We start from the raw sequence: 16,792 nt of genomic DNA on the forward strand, positions 1-16,792 counted from the left end.
AGTTACCCACTTAGAATGCAGGGATACTACTAATAAGGAGGTAGGAAACTTTGTCTGCTATCAAAAAAGGCAGGGTTGTGTTGGCGGAAATGAGGAATTCTTAATGCAGCGCACGATTTTATGCATAAAAAAAGCGCCCTCAGGCGCTTTTTCGCTATATTACTGCATATATAACGGGATTAGCCGATATATTCTAAACCGCCCATGTAAGGACGTAATACTTCCGGCACTTCAATACGGCCGTCAGCTTGCTGGTAGTTTTCCAGCACAGCCACCAGCGTACGACCCACAGCCAGACCAGAACCATTCAGGGTATGAACCAGACGTGGTTTTTTGTCAGTTTTGCTGCGGCAACGCGCCTGCATACGGCGGGCCTGGAAATCACCCATGTTTGAACATGAAGAAATTTCGCGGTAAGTATCCTGCGCTGGCAGCCAGACTTCCAGATCGTAGGTTTTGCATGAGCCAAAGCCCATGTCGCCGGTACACAGCAGAACCTTGCGGTACGGCAGATTCAGCAACTGAAGCACTTTTTCCGCATGACCGGTCAGTTCTTCCAGTGCATCCATTGAATCTTCAGGACGCACAATTTGCACCATTTCAACTTTGTCGAACTGGTGCATACGGATCAACCCGCGGGTATCACGGCCATAAGAGCCGGCTTCTGAACGGAAACAAGGGGTATGCGCCGTCATCTTCAGTGGCAGAGATTCTTCTTCAAGAATTTCATCACGAGTCAGGTTAGTCAGCGGCACTTCTGCCGTTGGGATCAGCGCATAATTGCTGCTGCCCGCTTCTTCACTCAGTGGTTTGGTATGGAACAGATCTTCGCCAAATTTTGGCAGCTGACCGGTACCAAACAGCGTTTCCTGATTGACCAGATACGGAACATACGTTTCCAGATAACCATGTTGTTCTGTGTGTAAGTCCAGCATGAACTGCGACAGCGCGCGATGCATACGGGCGATTTGCCCTTTCATCACCACAAAACGCGCACCCGTCAGTTTTACGGCCGCGGCAAAATCCAGACCGCCTGCCATTTCGCCCAACGATACGTGATCACGCACGGCGAAATCATACTGACGCGGCGTACCCCAGCGGCTGACTTCCTGGTTATCGTTCTCATCTTTACCGGCGGGCACAGAGTCATCAGGCATGTTTGGAATAGCAGAAGCGATATCGCGGATATCATTTTGCAATGCATCCAGTTCCGCTTTCGCGGCATCCAGCTTCTCACCCAGCGTATTCACTTCCAGACGCAGGGGTTCGATGTCTTCGCCACGGGCTTTTGCCTGACCGATAGATTTCGATCGGGAGTTACGTTCAGCCTGTAGAGTTTCCGTTTCTACCTGCAAGACTTTGCGGCGTTCTTCCTGAGAACGCAGCGTTTCCACATCGAGTTTAAAACCTCTGCGAGCGAGTTTTTCTGCAACTGCGTCTAGCTCATTACGCAGCAGATTGGGATCCAGCATGCTAATCCTGTACGTGTCGTTATTGAATGTTAATTTGACGATGCACACTGACTGAAACGACAGCGTGTCAAAGAGTTATCACGGATAACCTTACCGCAACGATAAAATTAGCGGTAGCGTTTTGTCGGGCTATTTTGATCTTGTTCGGCAAGCCATGCCAGCTTTTCGCCGATCTTGCCTTCAAGGCCGCGTGATGTCGGGTAATAATACTGCGTACGGGCCATTTGAGGCGGGAAATAATCTTCGCCCGCAGCATAGGCATTCGGTTCGTCGTGCGCATAACGATACTCGGCACCCAGCCCCATTTCTTTCATCAGCTTCGTCGGTGCATTACGTAAGTGTTCCGGTACATCGAAATCTGCCATTTCCCGGGCATCACGCATGGCTGATTTGAACGCCGTATAAACCGCATTACTTTTCGGAGCACAGGCCAGATATACGATAGCCTGCGCAATTGCACGCTCACCTTCAGCCGGACCCACACGAGTAAAACAATCCCAGGCAGCGAGAGCCACCTGCATGCCACGCGGATCCGCATTACCCACATCTTCTGACGCAATCGCCAGCAAACGTCGCGCCACGTACAACGGGTCACCACCGGCAGTGATGATGCGGGCGTACCAGTAAAGCGCCGCATCAGGCGAAGAACCCCGTACTGATTTATGCAAAGCAGAGATTAAATCGTAAAAACGATCGCCTTTATTATCAAAGCGCGCACTGCGTTCACCGGCAATCTCAGTAAGCAATTCCGGCGTAAGTGTCCGGTAACCTTTGGCGTCGATTTCCGCCATATCGGCCATCATTTCAATGCTGTTCAGCGCACGGCGTGCATCGCCATTCACCAGCTCCGAAAGCATACGACGGGTTTCCGGCGGAACACGGATTTTCTCGTTGGCGTAACCGCGCTCCGCATTCGTCAATGCCTGATCAATCACTTTCTCGATATCTTCAGAGGTCAGTGATTTCAGCAAATACACACGGGCACGAGACAGCAATGCGGAATTGAGTTCGAAAGAGGGGTTTTCGGTGGTCGCACCAATAAACGTGATGGTGCCATCTTCAATGTGCGGCAGGAATGCATCCTGCTGACTTTTGTTAAAGCGATGAACTTCGTCAACAAACAAAATGGTACGGCGTCCGGCATCGCGATTCTGCCGGGCACGTTCAATCGCTTCACGAATATCTTTGACGCCGGAGGTCACCGCCGATATCCGTTCGACGTCGGCGTCTGCATAGCGGCCAATCAGTTCTGCCAGCGTTGTTTTCCCGGTGCCCGGCGGACCCCATAGAATCATAGAATGCAATTGCCCTGCTTCAATCGCCCGTGGCAAAGGTTTGCCTGGCGCTAACAGATGCTGCTGTCCGATATATTCTGCAAGGGTAACTGGCCGCATCCTGGCGGCCAGTGGCTGGAATTCGTTTTGGGAAAAATCGAGTGACAGATTACTCAAACTAACCTCACTGACGCTGGTCGTCCACCGTCACACCCTGCGGCGGAGTAAATTTAAACTTGGCATCATCAACAGACGTATTTTGCTCGCCTTTCAATGTATAAGCACTTTTCTGCCCGTCCTGCTCAACGGCAGTGAAGCTTTTGATAGTGCCTGAAGGGGTCACGTTGATCGCGAATTGTTTCAGATTACCGGTCGCCGTTTTCGGCGTTAATTCGAAATCATCGCCTTTCTGCTTCACGTTGTATTTTGCCCAGTCACTGCTGTCATTACGCGTGATCAGCATAAACGGCGTGTTGCCTGTAGCATTTTTCAGCCAGGTCGCCGTGACCTGCTCAACGAACGGGTTGTAGAACCACAGGGTTTTACCATCAGAAACTAAAATGCTTTCATCTGGCGTGGTCATATGCCAGTTAAACAGGTTTGGACGTTTCACCCACAACTGACCTTCACCCTGCTGAACAGCTGCACCATCATCGCTGGTGACCGTCTGTGTAAAACTGGCATGGAAAGTATTAAGTTTACCCAGACGGGATTTAAGGTCACTGCTGGCATCCGCTAATACGGAAGCGGAGGTAAATGCGGTCAGTAAACACCCTACCATTAACAATTTTTTCATTCTTATTCTTACCTCAGAAATCCATAAACTTCAGACGATGCCTTTTACACAGGCAAAAGACGTATGGTGCGAACTCTATCCGAGGCGACGCCCAGAAGGTAGCTCAATCATCTGAAAAAACGTTGTTTTACGCTTCTTTGCACAAGGGTCGCATTCGCGACCCTTCTTAACAAAATACAGGCAGATCGGTACAGTTTTATTCGTGTGACGGCGGTGCCAGGACTTCACGGTTACCGTTATGGCCCGGCGTACTGACAATGCCCTGCGCTTCCATTTGCTCAACAATTCGCGCCGCACGGTTATAACCGATACGGAACTGACGCTGAACGCCGGAAATTGACGCACGACGTTTATCGACAACGAATGCAACAGCCTGATCAAACAGAGCATCAAGCTCTTCATCACCGTCCAGACCTAAACCGCCCCCTTCACCATCATCGCCACCGGAAACAATGCTTTCGATGTATTTTGGACGACCGCGCGCCTTCCAGTCCTGCACGACCGCGTGCACTTCCTGGTCACGGACAAAAGCCCCGTGAACACGAACCGGAATCGAGGAGTTGGGTGCCATATACAGCATATCACCCATCCCCAACAGGGATTCTGCGCCGCCCTGATCCAGGATAGTACGGGAGTCAATTTTACTCGACACCGTAAAAGCAATACGGGTCGGAATATTGGCTTTAATCAGACCGGTAATGACGTCAACGGAAGGACGTTGCGTCGCCAGAACCAGGTGAATACCTGCCGCACGGGCTTTCTGAGCAAGACGCGCAATCAGCTCTTCCACTTTTTTACCGACGGTCATCATCAGGTCGGCAAACTCATCGACCATCACCACGATAAACGGTTCTTTCTGCAGATACGGCGGCTCCGCAGCCATTCCGTCGCCGGGCTTCCAGAATGGATCAGGGATCGGACGCCCCATTGCTTCCGCTTCCAGTACCCGCTCGTTGTAACCGGCAAGGTTACGCACACCCAGCGCCGACATCAGTTTATAGCGACGCTCCATTTCACCGACACACCAGCGCAGCGCATTGGCGGCATCTTTCATATCGGTCACGACTTCGGTCAGCAGATGCGGAATACCTTCATACACTGACAATTCGAGCATTTTCGGATCGATCATGATGAAGCGCACATCTTCCGGTTTGGACTTGTACAACATACTCAGGATCATGGCATTAACGCCGACGGACTTACCGGAACCGGTCGTACCGGCAACCAGCAAGTGAGGCATTTTCGCCAGATCGGCGATAACAGGTTCACCGGAAATATCTTTACCCAGGACAATCGTCAGGGGTGATGTACTTTCTTTAAATTTCGCACAGTCCAGCACTTCACGCAGATAGACGGTCTGGCGCTTTTTATTGGGTAACTCCAGGCCGACATACGGTTTGCCTGGGATCACTTCCACAACACGCACCGCAACTGCTGACAATGAGCGGGCAAGGTCACGCGAAAGGTTGGAAATACGTGCGGCTTTAACACCCGGCGCCAGATCCAGTTCAAAACGGGTGATCACCGGCCCGGGTAATTTCCCGACGACATCGGCTTTAATCCGGTAATCATTCAGGCGTGCTTCGATCAGATTGCCCATCTGTTCCAGCGCGAACTCATCCACCGGCTCCGCTTCAGCCGGAGGCGAAGTGAGCAAATCCAGCGATGGGAGCGGCGTGGTCGGTTTAATCAGCGGCTGCTCATTACGCATCAGGAACGGGTGGATCAAACTGTCCATATCCGGCTGTACCGATGGCGCAGACTGACGAGGAGCCTCATATTCCTGGGCATGCTGCACGGGCTCAGAGGCCGCAGCGCGCTGATAAGGTTGCTGCGCAAAAGCAGGTTGCGGTTCTTCTTCCGCTTGTGCCGGCAAGGTAAACAGCGGCTCAGAAGGCGTATCGTCAATCAGATCAGCCATTGGCGAGAAACTGAAGGCATCATGCTGGCTGAGCTTCATGGCCGCAGCGGCAAAATCATCCGCTGCAACAGCGGGTGATACAGCCTGGTGACTTTGTGAATGATGATGCTGAAGCACACCACTTTGCGGTTCGACATCCTGCTCATAACGGGCCTGCTCACGCGCCGCAAACGCATTGCGTAATTCGGCCTCCTGCAAGGCGGCGGCATCCGGTTCATCAGCAGGCTCTGCATCGCCATAACGCGCTTGCTGCTGAGCCGCAAAGGCTTGCTGCAATGCTGCTTCCTGCATGGCTTCCTCGTCAGCCTGCGCCAGAGAGTCGTTATGCCATACGCTTTGTTCGGCATCCCGTTGCGTCGTCGCTGACTGCGCCTGTTCCTGCTGCTCTGCCATACGCTGGGAAGGAAGTTTAATGCCATATGAGGCCAGCTCACGGCGCGTAGGTATACGCACCGGATTAGGACGTGGTAACTCAGGGCCAAAGCCTTTTTTCACCTGCGGATTTTCATCGCTCACCGCACTGAAAGCCGGCATAAAGGTGTTACCCACAGAAGATGCCGCTGACTGTCCTGCCTGCGCAAGACCAGTCGCCAGTGCTGCGGTGGCCGCCACGCTGGCTGCCTGACCGGCATCAGGCACCGCTGAACTGAAATCAAACGGAGAACGGGAATGTTCCACTGCCGTTTGCCAGTTGCCCAGGCTCGGCCCATCGTCCTCTCTGCGCTCAACGGGCGCGGGTGAAGGAGATTGCTGAACGGGTTGCGGATGGCGCGGTACCGGTGTTTCTTCCGGGATCTCGAAATTGTATAACGGCGGAGTAGCTGCAGCCGGTGCCGGCGGCGGTGCAATATTAGCAACCGGCGGTTCAGCGGCATAAGGATCGGCTGCCGGTGCCGGGCTCACAACCGCTGCAGGTTCAGCTTCCGCCGGGCTGGCTACCGAAGACACCTGAGCAGCAGGCTCATTCACGGAAGGTGCAGAAAACAGCACATCATCTTCATCGGCTTCAGCAGCAACTGCCGATGCTGTGACAACGCTTGCCGCAGCGACGGCAGGCGCAACTTTAGCGACAGGTTTTGCGTCGTCTTCCAGTAGCGGATCGTCATGCTCGTCGTAATCATAATCTTCATCGCGACGGGAGCGGTTGGTCACGATATTCGTCACACCCAGCACTGCGCCGCCGATCTTTTCAGCGATGGTCAGCCAGGACCAGCCGGTAAATAAAGTCAGACCGGCAGCCCAGACGCACAGCAGAACCAGGGTCGCCCCCACGTTATTGAAGTACGGGGTCATCGCGGTACTGAGCAAACTGCCGATTACACCGCCGGAAGCGAAGTAATACAGGTCATCAATATTGACGGCCGCAAGACCACAAGACGTGACAATGAGCGCCAGCGTGCCAATAAGGCGCAGCGAAAGGGCAAAATAATCGACGAAATCCTGTCTATCCCGCTGACGGAAAGCCGCCCAACAGAGACACAGAATAATAGGGGGTATCGCGTAGCCAAATACGCCAAAGATGAAGAACAGCGTGTCGGCCATCCATGCACCTACACCTCCACCCCAGTTATGAATTGGCCCATGCCAGGCGGTCTGAGACCAACTGGGATCTGAGGGGTTAAAACTCACCAATGCTGCCATTAAATAAGCAGCAAAAATCGCCACCACAACCAGCAAAGCCTCCAGCAGACGGCGGCCATTGCTCAGTTTTTTTAGGGTAACTTCTTTATCTTCTGTATATTCCTGGCTCAAGAAAGGCTCTCCAGGTTCCTGTGAACTGAGAAAAAGCAACAGCGCCGAGACTCCCCGGCGCCATAGCTGTATAGATACACAGGAGTGTAGCTAAAATGACAAGGTTTTGCACCAGAACAATTACCGGGTCTTAATGACCAGGCGATTTGTCTGCTTCACTTCTTCCATCACCACGTAGGTGCGGGTGTCGTTAACACCAGGCAGACGAAGTAAAGTCTCACCTAAGAGCTTACGGTAAGCAGACATATCAGGTACGCGGGTTTTCAACAAATAGTCGAAATCCCCTGAAACCAGATGACACTCCTGAATATCTTCGAGTTTTTGCACTGCCGCATTGAACTGCTCAAACACATCCGGCGCGCCGCGATTGAGGGTAATTTCAACAAATACCAGCAACGAGGCATCCAGATAATGCGGGTTGAGCAATGCAGTATAACCATTGATGAAGCCCTGACGTTCCAGACGACGAACGCGCTCCAGACATGGAGTTGGAGATAATCCCACACGTTTGGAAAGCTCGACGTTTGAAATCCGGCCATCCTTCTGCAATTCATTGAGGATGTTACGGTCAATACGGTCGAGATCTTTTCCCGGACGCTTTTTATTGTCTACCATTATTATTGTCTCTCTGCTGTCCTTCCCTGCACCTGCCATACCCCAGCCAACTTCAATGTCTAAGGGTTGTCCCAAGCGAAGACCCGATGATTAAGGTTTACGCATCCAAAAGCCGCGTTGATCCCCTGTCAAAAGGAACACGGCCGTAAAGCGGATACTCAAAAGAAATAACCCTGCGAAATTAATAGGTTGTCAACAAACAACCTGATTCACTCATCCCTGCTGCAACCGAAAAGCCAAAAAACAAGACCGGAACAGGTCCGGTAGCAGCCAATGGCATAAATTCAAGTCACAGACAGGCAGTTAATTTCTCCTTCCCCTGATGTTTTCGCAAATGCACAGCGGATTGTCAAAGTAAAAGAAGCAAAATCAGAAGAACGTGCCAGATTGAAAAGCTGGTACCCCCTTTTTAGCTATCTTTTCTCTTTGAACAATAACAACGCATCTCACGCGTTATTTCTGCAAAATCCCTACAAAGCGTCCTGAATTGTGCCCGAATTAACACGTTTTGATGAGCAACGTTCATCACATATGGTCGTCAGAATGGTTGTTTTTCATCCTATCCATCAAACAGTTACCTGCTTCATCGATATTGGCGAAACTCTTTTTACTCGGGTTGCACAATAAAAACTATCAGACAAATCGTTAACAACATCTGAGTTTGCTTTTTTTACTGCGCCGTTTTCCCTACAATCGGTTTATCGCTTGTCGCCATCGCGGAGATGAATTACGCATGAGTACGGTTAAACACAGTAAATTATTGATTTTGGGCTCCGGTCCGGCGGGTTATACCGCAGCGGTTTATGCTGCGCGTGCAAACCTCAATCCGGTATTAATTACCGGGGTGGAAAAAGGTGGGCAGCTGACTACCACCACCGAAGTGGAAAACTGGCCGGGTGATCCGGAAGGTCTGACCGGTCCGGGCTTAATGGAACGTATGCACGAGCATGCCACCAAATTTAATACTGAGATCATTTTCGACCACATCAATAAAGTCGATTTGCAGAATCGTCCGTTCCGTCTGACCGGTGACAGTGGCGAATACACCTGTGACGCGCTGATTATCGCTACCGGCGCTTCGGCACGTTATATCGGCCTGCCTTCCGAAGAAGCGTTCAAAGGTCGCGGCGTCTCAGCCTGTGCAACCTGTGACGGGTTTTTCTACCGCAACCAGAAAGTCGCGGTTGTCGGCGGCGGCAATACCGCTGTCGAAGAAGCCCTTTATCTGGCAAACATTGCCTCTGAAGTGCATCTGATTCACCGTCGTGACAGCTTCCGTGCAGAAAAAATTCTGGTAGACCGCCTCAATGACAAAGTGGCCAGCGGTAATATCGTTCTGCATACCCACAAGACCCTCAATGAAGTGGTTGGCGATCAGATGGGTGTAACGGGCGCGAGCCTGCTTGATGTACGCACTGACGAGAAATCGCAAGTGGATGTGGCAGGCGTGTTCATCGCTATCGGCCACAGCCCGAATACCGGTATTTTTGAAGGCCAGCTGGAACTGAAAGATGGCTACATCAAAGTGCAGTCCGGCTCGCATGGCAATGCCACCCAGACCAGCATTCCGGGCGTCTTCGCCGCGGGTGACGTGATGGACCACATCTATCGCCAGGCGATCACTTCCGCCGGAACCGGTTGTATGGCCGCACTGGATGCAGAACGCTATCTGGACGGTTTATCCCAGGCACCAGATTTATAATTACGCCTGCGGCGAGTTATCGGACGAAGAGTCCACACAAAGAGTAACGAATAAGGCGGCTTAATTGCCGCCTTATTGTTTTCAGTGTTGAGCCAAGCATGTAACATGAGCGCCCTCCCATCCGGATTGCTGCACAGACTGATGCCTGATGAATAAAACACGACAACAAGAACTTATCCGCTGGTTAAAACAACAAAGCTCACGCGCCAAAGGCTGGATACGTCTGTCTATGATGCTGGGTTTACTTTCCGGTTTGCTGATCCTCGCGCAGGCGTGGCTGATGGCCGGATTACTGCACAGCCTGATCATTGAGCACACCCCGCGAGATGCCTTGCTGCAAAGTTTCCTGTTAATGGCGCTGACGTTTGTTCTGCGCGCTGTCGTCACCTGGCTGCGTGAACAGGTGGGTTTTATTTGCGGACGGGTGATACGTCAGGAAATGCGCAAGCGGGTACTCGACCGTCTGGAAAAACTCGGTCCTGCCTGGATCCATGGAAAACCGGCGGGCAGCTGGGCCAGCATCATTCTTGAGCAAATCGAAGATATGCAGGATTACTATTCCCGCTACCTGCCGCAGATTGCCCTGGCAGGTATCATCCCTCTGCTTATTTTGGTCAGCGTCTTCCCGGTTAACTGGGCTGCCGGGCTGATACTGCTGGTGACCGCCCCGCTTATTCCGCTGTTTATGGCACTGGTCGGGATGGGTGCAGCGGAGGCGAACCGACGTAACTTTGTGGCGCTGGCACGTCTGAGCGGGAATTTTTTAGACAGCCTGCGCGGCCTCGATACGCTTCGTCTTTTCCATCGCGGCACAGCGGAAATCGATCAGATCAAACGTTCAACTGAAAACTTTCGTGCCCGCACGATGGACGTCCTGCGCCTGGCCTTTTTATCCTCCGCAGTGCTGGAATTCTTCGCGTCTATTTCCATCGCAGTTGTCGCGGTTTACTTCGGTTTCTCCTATCTCGGTGAGCTCAATTTCGGCAGCTACGGTACCCCTGTTACCCTGTTCGCCGGTTTCCTGGTGCTGATACTCGCCCCTGAATTTTTCCAGCCTCTGCGTGATCTGGGCGCGTTTTATCACGCCAAAGCGCAGGCGGTGGGGGCTGCCGAAAGTCTCGTCACCTTCCTCAGCGCAGAAAGTGCTGATATGGGGGACGGCGAGCAACACTGGCCAGCCGGACAGGCAGTGTCACTGGAAGCCCGCGACGTTATTATTCAGTCGCCGCAAGGTAAAACGCTGGCCGGCCCGTTAACATTTAATGTTCAGACCGGGCAGCGTATCGCGATCGTCGGCCTGAGCGGTGCAGGTAAAAGTTCGTTGCTCAACGCCTTGCTGGGCTTCCTGCCCTATCAGGGTTCCGTTACCGTCAGCGGCATTGAATTGCAATCATTACGTAAAGAAGAATGGCGTAAACAGCTAAGCTGGGTCGGCCAGAATCCGCACCTGCCGGAACTTACCCTGCGCGCCAATATCCTCCTCAGTCAGCCGGATGTCAGCCACGAGCAGCTTCAGTCCGCCATCGACCGTGCCTATGTGAACGAATTCCTGCCGCTCTTACCACAGGGGCTGGAAACCGAACTGGGCGACAGCGCGGCGCGGTTATCCATCGGCCAGGCTCAGCGTGTCGCCGTTGCCCGCGCCCTGCTCTGTCCGTGCCGTTTGCTGCTGCTCGATGAACCCACGGCCAGTCTTGACGCGCACAGCGAAAAGCGTGTGATGAATGCGCTGAACGACGCGTCAAAAGCACAAACCTCCCTGCTGGTCACACATCAACTGGAAGATACGCGTGACTACGATGAAATCTGGGTGATGGATAAAGGCCTGATCGCTGAGCGCGGCACCTTCGCGCAACTGGTGGCTCAGAACGGTTTATTCGCCCGTCTGCTTTCCCGGCGGAATAAGGAGCTGTAATCATGAAAACCCTTCTGCCTTATCTCGCCCTGTACCGCCGCCACGGGTTCCGTTTGTCACTGGGCGTCATTCTGGCTATCGTCACCTTACTGGCGAGCATCGGCCTGCTGACGCTTTCCGGCTGGTTCCTGGCGGCCTCTGCGGTGGCCGGTATCGCCGGTTTATACAGCTTCAACTACATGCTTCCCGCCGCTGGCGTGCGGGGTGCTGCCATATTCCGTACCGCAGGTCGCTACGCTGAACGGCTGGTCAGTCATGACGCAACCTTCCGCGTGCTGGCGCATTTGCGGGTGTTTACTTTCACAAAAATCATGCCGTTGTCGCCGGGCGGCATTGCGCGCTTCCGTCAGGCGGATCTGCTTAACCGCCTGGTTGCTGATGTCGATACGCTCGATCACTTATACCTTCGGGTAATATCTCCGCTGGTAAGTGCACTGGTTGTCATCATCCTTGTGACAGCGGGCCTGAGTTTCCTTGACCTGAAGCTGGCGCTGACGCTGGGTGGGATTATGCTGGTGCTGATGCTGATCCTGCCGGTGATTTTCTATCGTGCAGGAAAACCCGCAGGCCGCGAACTGACGGCGCTGCGCAGTGACTACCGGATGCAACTGGCTTCGTGGTTACAGGGGCAGTCTGAACTGGTGGTTTTCGGCGCTCAGCCACGTTTCCGCCAGCAACTCAATGATATCGAACAGCGCTGGATGTTGCGCCAGCAACAGCAGGCAAAACTTACCGGTTTATCGCAGGCTATGGTGATTGCCGCGGCCGGTCTGACCGTTACGCTGATGCTGTGGCTAGCTGCCGGTGGTATCAGTCAGTTCCCGCAACCGGGTGCGCTGATCGCGCTGTTTGTCTTCACCCCGCTGGCGGCATTCGAAGCGCTGGGACCTGTAGCCGCCGCATTCCAGCATCTCGGTCAGGTTATCGCCTCAGCTCAGCGTGTCAGCCAGATCATCGATCAGCCCGCTGATGTGACCTTCCCGTCACAAGGCCCGCTGGCTGGTGAACAGATCAGCCTGTCGCTGAAAAAGGTGAATTTCACTTATCCTGGTCAGCCTTTGCCGGTTCTCAAAAATATTACGCTGGATATCCGCGCCGGTGAGCATATCGCCCTGCTCGGCCAGACCGGTTGTGGTAAATCCACCCTGCTGCAATTGCTGACACGCGGCTGGGATATCAGCAGCGGGTCACTGGAAATCAACGGTCATGCCATTGAGGGCTACGACGAAGCCACGCTGCGCACAATGATCACGGTGGTCAGCCAGCGTGCGCATGTATTTAATACCACGCTGCGTGAAAACCTGCGCATGGCCTCACCACACAGTACCGATGAACAGCTTGCAGAAGCGTTGAGACAGGTTGATTTACATAAACTTTTAGAAAACGAGGGTCTGAATGCCTGGCTCGGTGAAGGCGGACGTCAGCTTTCCGGCGGCGAACAGCGCCGGATCGGACTGGCCCGTGCGTTATTGCATAATGCACCCCTCTGGTTGCTGGATGAACCGACGGAAGGGCTGGATGCAGAAACAGAACAGCATATTTTGGCTCTGCTGCATAAACATTGTCAGAATAAGACGCTACTCTTAGTGACGCACCGTTTACACGGTCTGGAAGCCCTCGACAGGATATGCGTCATGGAAGAGGGGCAGATTGTTGAACAAGGTGATCACCAGACGTTAGCCGCGGCACAAAGTCGTTATGCCAGATTCCTCGCCCGCGCCTGAGGTGGTTGTTTATGGTTTACGGCGGACCTGTCCGCCGGATAAGGAGATCTATGCGGTTAGTTAAGCTTGAGGCCAATTCAGTGAATTTCCCGGCGCCTGAAACTGCATTGCAGGAGCCGAATGGCCTGCTGGCTATCGGAGGCGATCTCACCGCCCCCCGTCTGCTTTCCGCTTATCAGCATGGCATTTTTCCCTGGTTCGAGCCCGGAGAGATGATCCTCTGGTGGTCGCCTGACCCGCGTGCGATTTTGGTTCCCGGAGAACGCCATGCCAGCCGCAGTCTGAAACGTTTTATGCGCAAGATGCCGTTCCGTTTCACCCTCAATCAGCAGTTTGAGCGGGTGATTCATGCCTGCGCCATGCAGCGTGAAGATGGCACCTGGATCGGGCCGCTGGTACAGCGCGGGTATCAGGAATTGCATGAAGCCGGGCGCGCGCACTCGGTAGAAGTCTGGGAAGGTGATGAGCTGGTTGGCGGTTTATATGGCGTTTCTGTTGGCAAATTATTTTGCGGCGAGTCGATGTTCAGCCGCCGGGAAAATGCCTCCAAATGCGCGCTTATGCTTTTTTGCCAACATTTTTCCCGCAATGGTGGAGAACTGATTGACTGTCAGGTGCTCAACCCTCACACTGCGTCGCTGGGTGCGAGAGAGATCCCCCGCCGCCAATTTTTGCAGCAGTTATCCGAACTTTCACAACATGCGTTAGCGCCGGATTGCTGGTTGCCACAAGACTTATCCCCACATGATGAAGACCTGCCGGTGTTCCCGAAGGATAGGGAATAGGTGCGGTCATGGACCATACTTCTTTACATAATGTGGGTTTTTCGGCATTATCTTGCCGGTTAAAAACTATGGTAGTTAGACCTAGAGGATTCGATGGCCAAAGAAGACAACATTGAAATGCAAGGCACCGTACTTGATACGCTGCCAAACACTATGTTCCGCGTAGAATTAGAAAACGGACACGTAGTTACCGCTCACATCTCCGGTAAAATGCGTAAGAACTACATCCGCATCCTGACGGGCGACAAAGTCACTGTAGAGCTGACCCCGTACGACCTGAGCAAAGGCCGCATTGTCTTCCGTAGCCGTTAATAAGCGGCTCACTCATCGCTGATTTTCCGGCGATACCTGAGGATACCCTCTTCGCCCTTCCTGCTGTTGCAAGGGCGTTTTGTGGTATCCGCAATCCGGCATTTTGTTCCATTATCCTTTCTGAAATCCCTCACTAATTACTGCAATTAAACACAGAGTTTCAGAAAGAAAAAAGGCGATGTTTTCACATCGCCTTTTGTTTTTTCATGCTTTATGAAAAATTAATGCACCGCACCTTCCGGTTTTTTCTTCTGCGCACTCATGAAGTGATAAGTGAGCTTGTCAGCAGCCTTATCCAGTGCAACCGAGACGGAACCCCCGTCTACCAGTGAGCCAAACAGCAGCTCGTTGGCGAGTGGTTTTTTCAGGTTTTCCTGAACGGTACGGGTCATCGGACGTGCACCCATCGCACGGTCGTAGCCTTTCACTGTCAGCCAGTCGCGAGCCTCGTCACTGACTTCCAGAGAAACGCCTTTCGCATCCAGCTGCGCCTGCAGTTCGACGATAAATTTGTCGACAACCTGCTGGATAACTTCCGTAGACAGATGGTTGAACCAGATAACATTGTCCAGACGGTTACGGAATTCCGGCGTAAAGGTCCGTTTGATCTCTTCCATAGCATCCGGGCTGTTATCCTGATGCACCAGACCAATCGATTTACGTTCCGTTTCGCGAACACCGGCGTTAGTGGTCATCACCAGGATCACGTTACGGAAATCTGCTTTACGGCCGTTGTTATCGGTCAGCGTACCGTTGTCCATGACCTGCAGCAGCAGGTTGAAGACATCCGGGTGTGCCTTCTCGATTTCATCGAGCAGCACGACGGCGTGAGGATGTTTAATCACCGCATCCGTGAGCAAACCGCCCTGATCAAAACCAACATAGCCCGGAGGTGCACCGATCAAACGGCTGACCGTATGACGTTCCATGTATTCAGACATATCAAAACGCAACAGTTCGATATCCAGCGCTTTCGCCAGCTGAACGGTCACTTCGGTTTTCCCTACACCCGTCGGACCGGCGAAAAGGAATGAACCGACAGGCTTATGATCCTGACCCAGACCGGCACGACTCATCTTGATGGCTTCAGTCAATGCTTCGATGGCCGGATCCTGTCCGAAGACCAGCATTTTCAGACGGTCGCCCAGGTTTTTCAGCACATCACGGTCGGTTGCAGACACCGTTTTTTCAGGGATACGGGCAATACGTGCCACGACGCTTTCAATATCGCTGACATTGACGGTTTTCTTGCGCTTGCTGACCGGCATTAACCGGCTGCGTGCGCCTGCTTCGTCAATCACGTCGATGGCTTTGTCCGGCAGGTGGCGGTCATTAATGTATTTAACCGACAGCTCAACCGCCGCACGCACCGCTTTCGCGGTATAACGCACATCGTGATGCGCTTCGTATTTGGTTTTCAGGCCGTTAATGATCTGGACGGTTTCTTCAACGCTTGGCTCAGTAATATCAATTTTCTGGAAACGACGCGCCAGGGCACGGTCCTTTTCAAAAATATTGCTGAACTCCTGATAAGTTGTCGAACCGATCACCCGGATTTTACCGCTCGACAGCAACGGTTTAATGAGGTTTGCCGCATCCACCTGACCACCGGACGCCGCACCGGCACCAATAATCGTGTGGATTTCATCAATAAACAGAATGCTGTTCTTATCCTGCTCCAGCTGTTTGAGCAGAGATTTGAAACGTTTTTCGAAATCGCCGCGGTATTTCGTTCCCGCCAGCAACGAACCAATATCCAGAGAAAACAGGGTACAATCGGCCATGACTTCAGGCACATCGCCCTGCTCGATTCGCCATGCCAGCCCTTCAGCAATGGCTGTTTTGCCAACGCCGGATTCACCCACCAGCAGCGGGTTATTTTTACGACGACGGCAGAGCACCTGAATGGCGCGCTCCAGTTCTTTATCACGGCCAATCAGCGGATCGATACCACCTACACGCGCTAACTGGTTAAGATTAGTGGTGAAGTTCTCCATACGATCTTCCCCTGCCGACTGTTCTTCGTTAACTGGGTTTTCCGCATTGTTTTGCGCCTGGCTGCCCGATTCATCTTTACGGGTACCGTGCGAGATAAAGTTCACCACATCAAGGCGGCTGACATCATGTTTGCGCAGTAAGTAGGCTGCCTGAGATTCCTGCTCGCTGAAAATTGCGACCAGAACGTTGGCGCCGGACACTTCACTGCGGCCAGAAGATTGCACGTGGAATACCGCACGTTGCAGAACGCGCTGGAAACTCAGCGTAGGCTGGGTGTCACGTTCTTCTTCACTGGCAGGTAAGGTAGGTGTGGTTTGCTCGATGAAGGCTTCCAGTTCCTGGCGCAGGGCCACTAAATCCACTGTACAAGCTTCAAGCGCTTCACGGGCAGCAGGGTTGCTGAGCAGTGCCAGCAACAGGTGCTCCACGGTCATAAACTCATGCCGGTGCTCACGGGCTCTTGCGAAAGCCATGTTGAGACTGAGTTCAAGTTCTTGATTGAGCATAGGCACCTCCCAAATAGATT

At 52.9% G+C, this 16,792-nt stretch carries 11 protein-coding genes; 5 read left to right on the top strand and 6 right to left on the bottom strand.

Features of this window, described 5'->3' with window-relative positions; genetic code table 11:
- Positions 1-179: 179 nt before the first annotated feature.
- From serS to lrp, 5 genes are all read right to left on the bottom strand, one after another.
- Complete coding sequence (serS, locus tag ACOZIO_RS06210) at positions 180-1,472, bottom strand: serine--tRNA ligase (RefSeq protein WP_421595105.1); 1,293 nt, start codon at positions 1,470-1,472, stop codon at positions 180-182.
- Between the two features lie 107 nt (positions 1,473-1,579).
- A complete protein-coding gene (locus ACOZIO_RS06215; RefSeq protein WP_129952477.1) occupies positions 1,580-2,923 on the bottom strand; it encodes a replication-associated recombination protein A in 1,344 nt (447 codons plus the stop codon).
- Positions 2,924-2,930: 7 nt separating this feature from the next.
- Complete coding sequence (lolA, locus tag ACOZIO_RS06220; protein ID WP_421595106.1) at positions 2,931-3,542, bottom strand: outer membrane lipoprotein chaperone LolA; 612 nt, start codon at positions 3,540-3,542, stop codon at positions 2,931-2,933.
- 196 nt (positions 3,543-3,738) lie between these two features.
- Positions 3,739-7,215 (bottom strand): DNA translocase FtsK 4TM domain-containing protein, encoded by a 3,477-nt coding sequence (locus ACOZIO_RS06225; RefSeq protein WP_129952475.1) that lies wholly within the window; start codon positions 7,213-7,215, stop codon positions 3,739-3,741.
- A gap of 120 nt (positions 7,216-7,335) precedes the next feature.
- Positions 7,336-7,830, bottom strand: coding sequence for a leucine-responsive transcriptional regulator Lrp (gene lrp, locus ACOZIO_RS06230; protein ID WP_013574775.1), 495 nt, complete (start codon positions 7,828-7,830; stop codon positions 7,336-7,338).
- Positions 7,831-8,563: 733 nt separating this feature from the next.
- Between lrp and trxB the strand changes: the two genes are divergently transcribed.
- From trxB to infA, 5 genes are all read left to right on the top strand, one after another.
- On the top strand, positions 8,564-9,532 hold the full coding sequence (gene trxB / locus ACOZIO_RS06235; protein WP_120161190.1) for a thioredoxin-disulfide reductase: 969 nt from the start codon (positions 8,564-8,566) through the stop codon (positions 9,530-9,532).
- Between the two features lie 148 nt (positions 9,533-9,680).
- Positions 9,681-11,447, top strand: a complete 1,767-nt coding sequence (cydD, locus tag ACOZIO_RS06240; protein WP_129952474.1) for a heme ABC transporter permease/ATP-binding protein CydD — start codon at positions 9,681-9,683, stop codon at positions 11,445-11,447.
- Positions 11,448-11,449: 2 nt separating this feature from the next.
- Positions 11,450-13,171 (top strand): heme ABC transporter ATP-binding protein/permease CydC, encoded by a 1,722-nt coding sequence (gene cydC / locus ACOZIO_RS06245; protein ID WP_421595109.1) that lies wholly within the window; start codon positions 11,450-11,452, stop codon positions 13,169-13,171.
- A gap of 50 nt (positions 13,172-13,221) precedes the next feature.
- Complete coding sequence (aat, locus tag ACOZIO_RS06250) at positions 13,222-13,956, top strand: leucyl/phenylalanyl-tRNA--protein transferase (protein WP_129952472.1); 735 nt, start codon at positions 13,222-13,224, stop codon at positions 13,954-13,956.
- A gap of 93 nt (positions 13,957-14,049) precedes the next feature.
- Positions 14,050-14,268, top strand: a complete 219-nt coding sequence (infA, locus tag ACOZIO_RS06255; protein ID WP_002211347.1) for a translation initiation factor IF-1 — start codon at positions 14,050-14,052, stop codon at positions 14,266-14,268.
- Positions 14,269-14,489: 221 nt separating this feature from the next.
- Here the strand turns inward: infA and clpA are convergent, their stop codons facing one another.
- Positions 14,490-16,772, bottom strand: a complete 2,283-nt coding sequence (gene clpA, locus ACOZIO_RS06260) for an ATP-dependent Clp protease ATP-binding subunit ClpA (protein ID WP_421595112.1) — start codon at positions 16,770-16,772, stop codon at positions 14,490-14,492.
- Positions 16,773-16,792 lie beyond the last annotated feature (20 nt).

The sequence above is a fragment of the Rahnella sp. PD4 genome (assembly GCF_049199325.1).
GTDB lineage: Bacteria > Pseudomonadota > Gammaproteobacteria > Enterobacterales > Enterobacteriaceae > Rahnella > Rahnella perminowiae.

Excerpts from the sequence above, each read along its gene's own strand:
- aat (WP_129952472.1), top strand. The coding sequence starts at position 13,222 with ATGCGGTTAGTTAAGCTTGAGGCCAATTCAGTGAATTTCCCGGCGCCT.
- lrp (WP_013574775.1), bottom strand. The coding sequence starts at position 7,830 with ATGGTAGACAATAAAAAGCGTCCGGGAAAAGATCTCGACCGTATTGAC.
- clpA (WP_421595112.1), bottom strand. The coding sequence starts at position 16,772 with ATGCTCAATCAAGAACTTGAACTCAGTCTCAACATGGCTTTCGCAAGA.
- lolA (WP_421595106.1), bottom strand. The coding sequence starts at position 3,542 with ATGAAAAAATTGTTAATGGTAGGGTGTTTACTGACCGCATTTACCTCC.
- serS (WP_421595105.1), bottom strand. The coding sequence starts at position 1,472 with ATGCTGGATCCCAATCTGCTGCGTAATGAGCTAGACGCAGTTGCAGAA.
- cydC (WP_421595109.1), top strand. The coding sequence starts at position 11,450 with ATGAAAACCCTTCTGCCTTATCTCGCCCTGTACCGCCGCCACGGGTTC.
- cydD (WP_129952474.1), top strand. The coding sequence starts at position 9,681 with ATGAATAAAACACGACAACAAGAACTTATCCGCTGGTTAAAACAACAA.
- trxB (WP_120161190.1), top strand. The coding sequence starts at position 8,564 with ATGAGTACGGTTAAACACAGTAAATTATTGATTTTGGGCTCCGGTCCG.
- infA (WP_002211347.1), top strand. The coding sequence starts at position 14,050 with ATGGCCAAAGAAGACAACATTGAAATGCAAGGCACCGTACTTGATACG.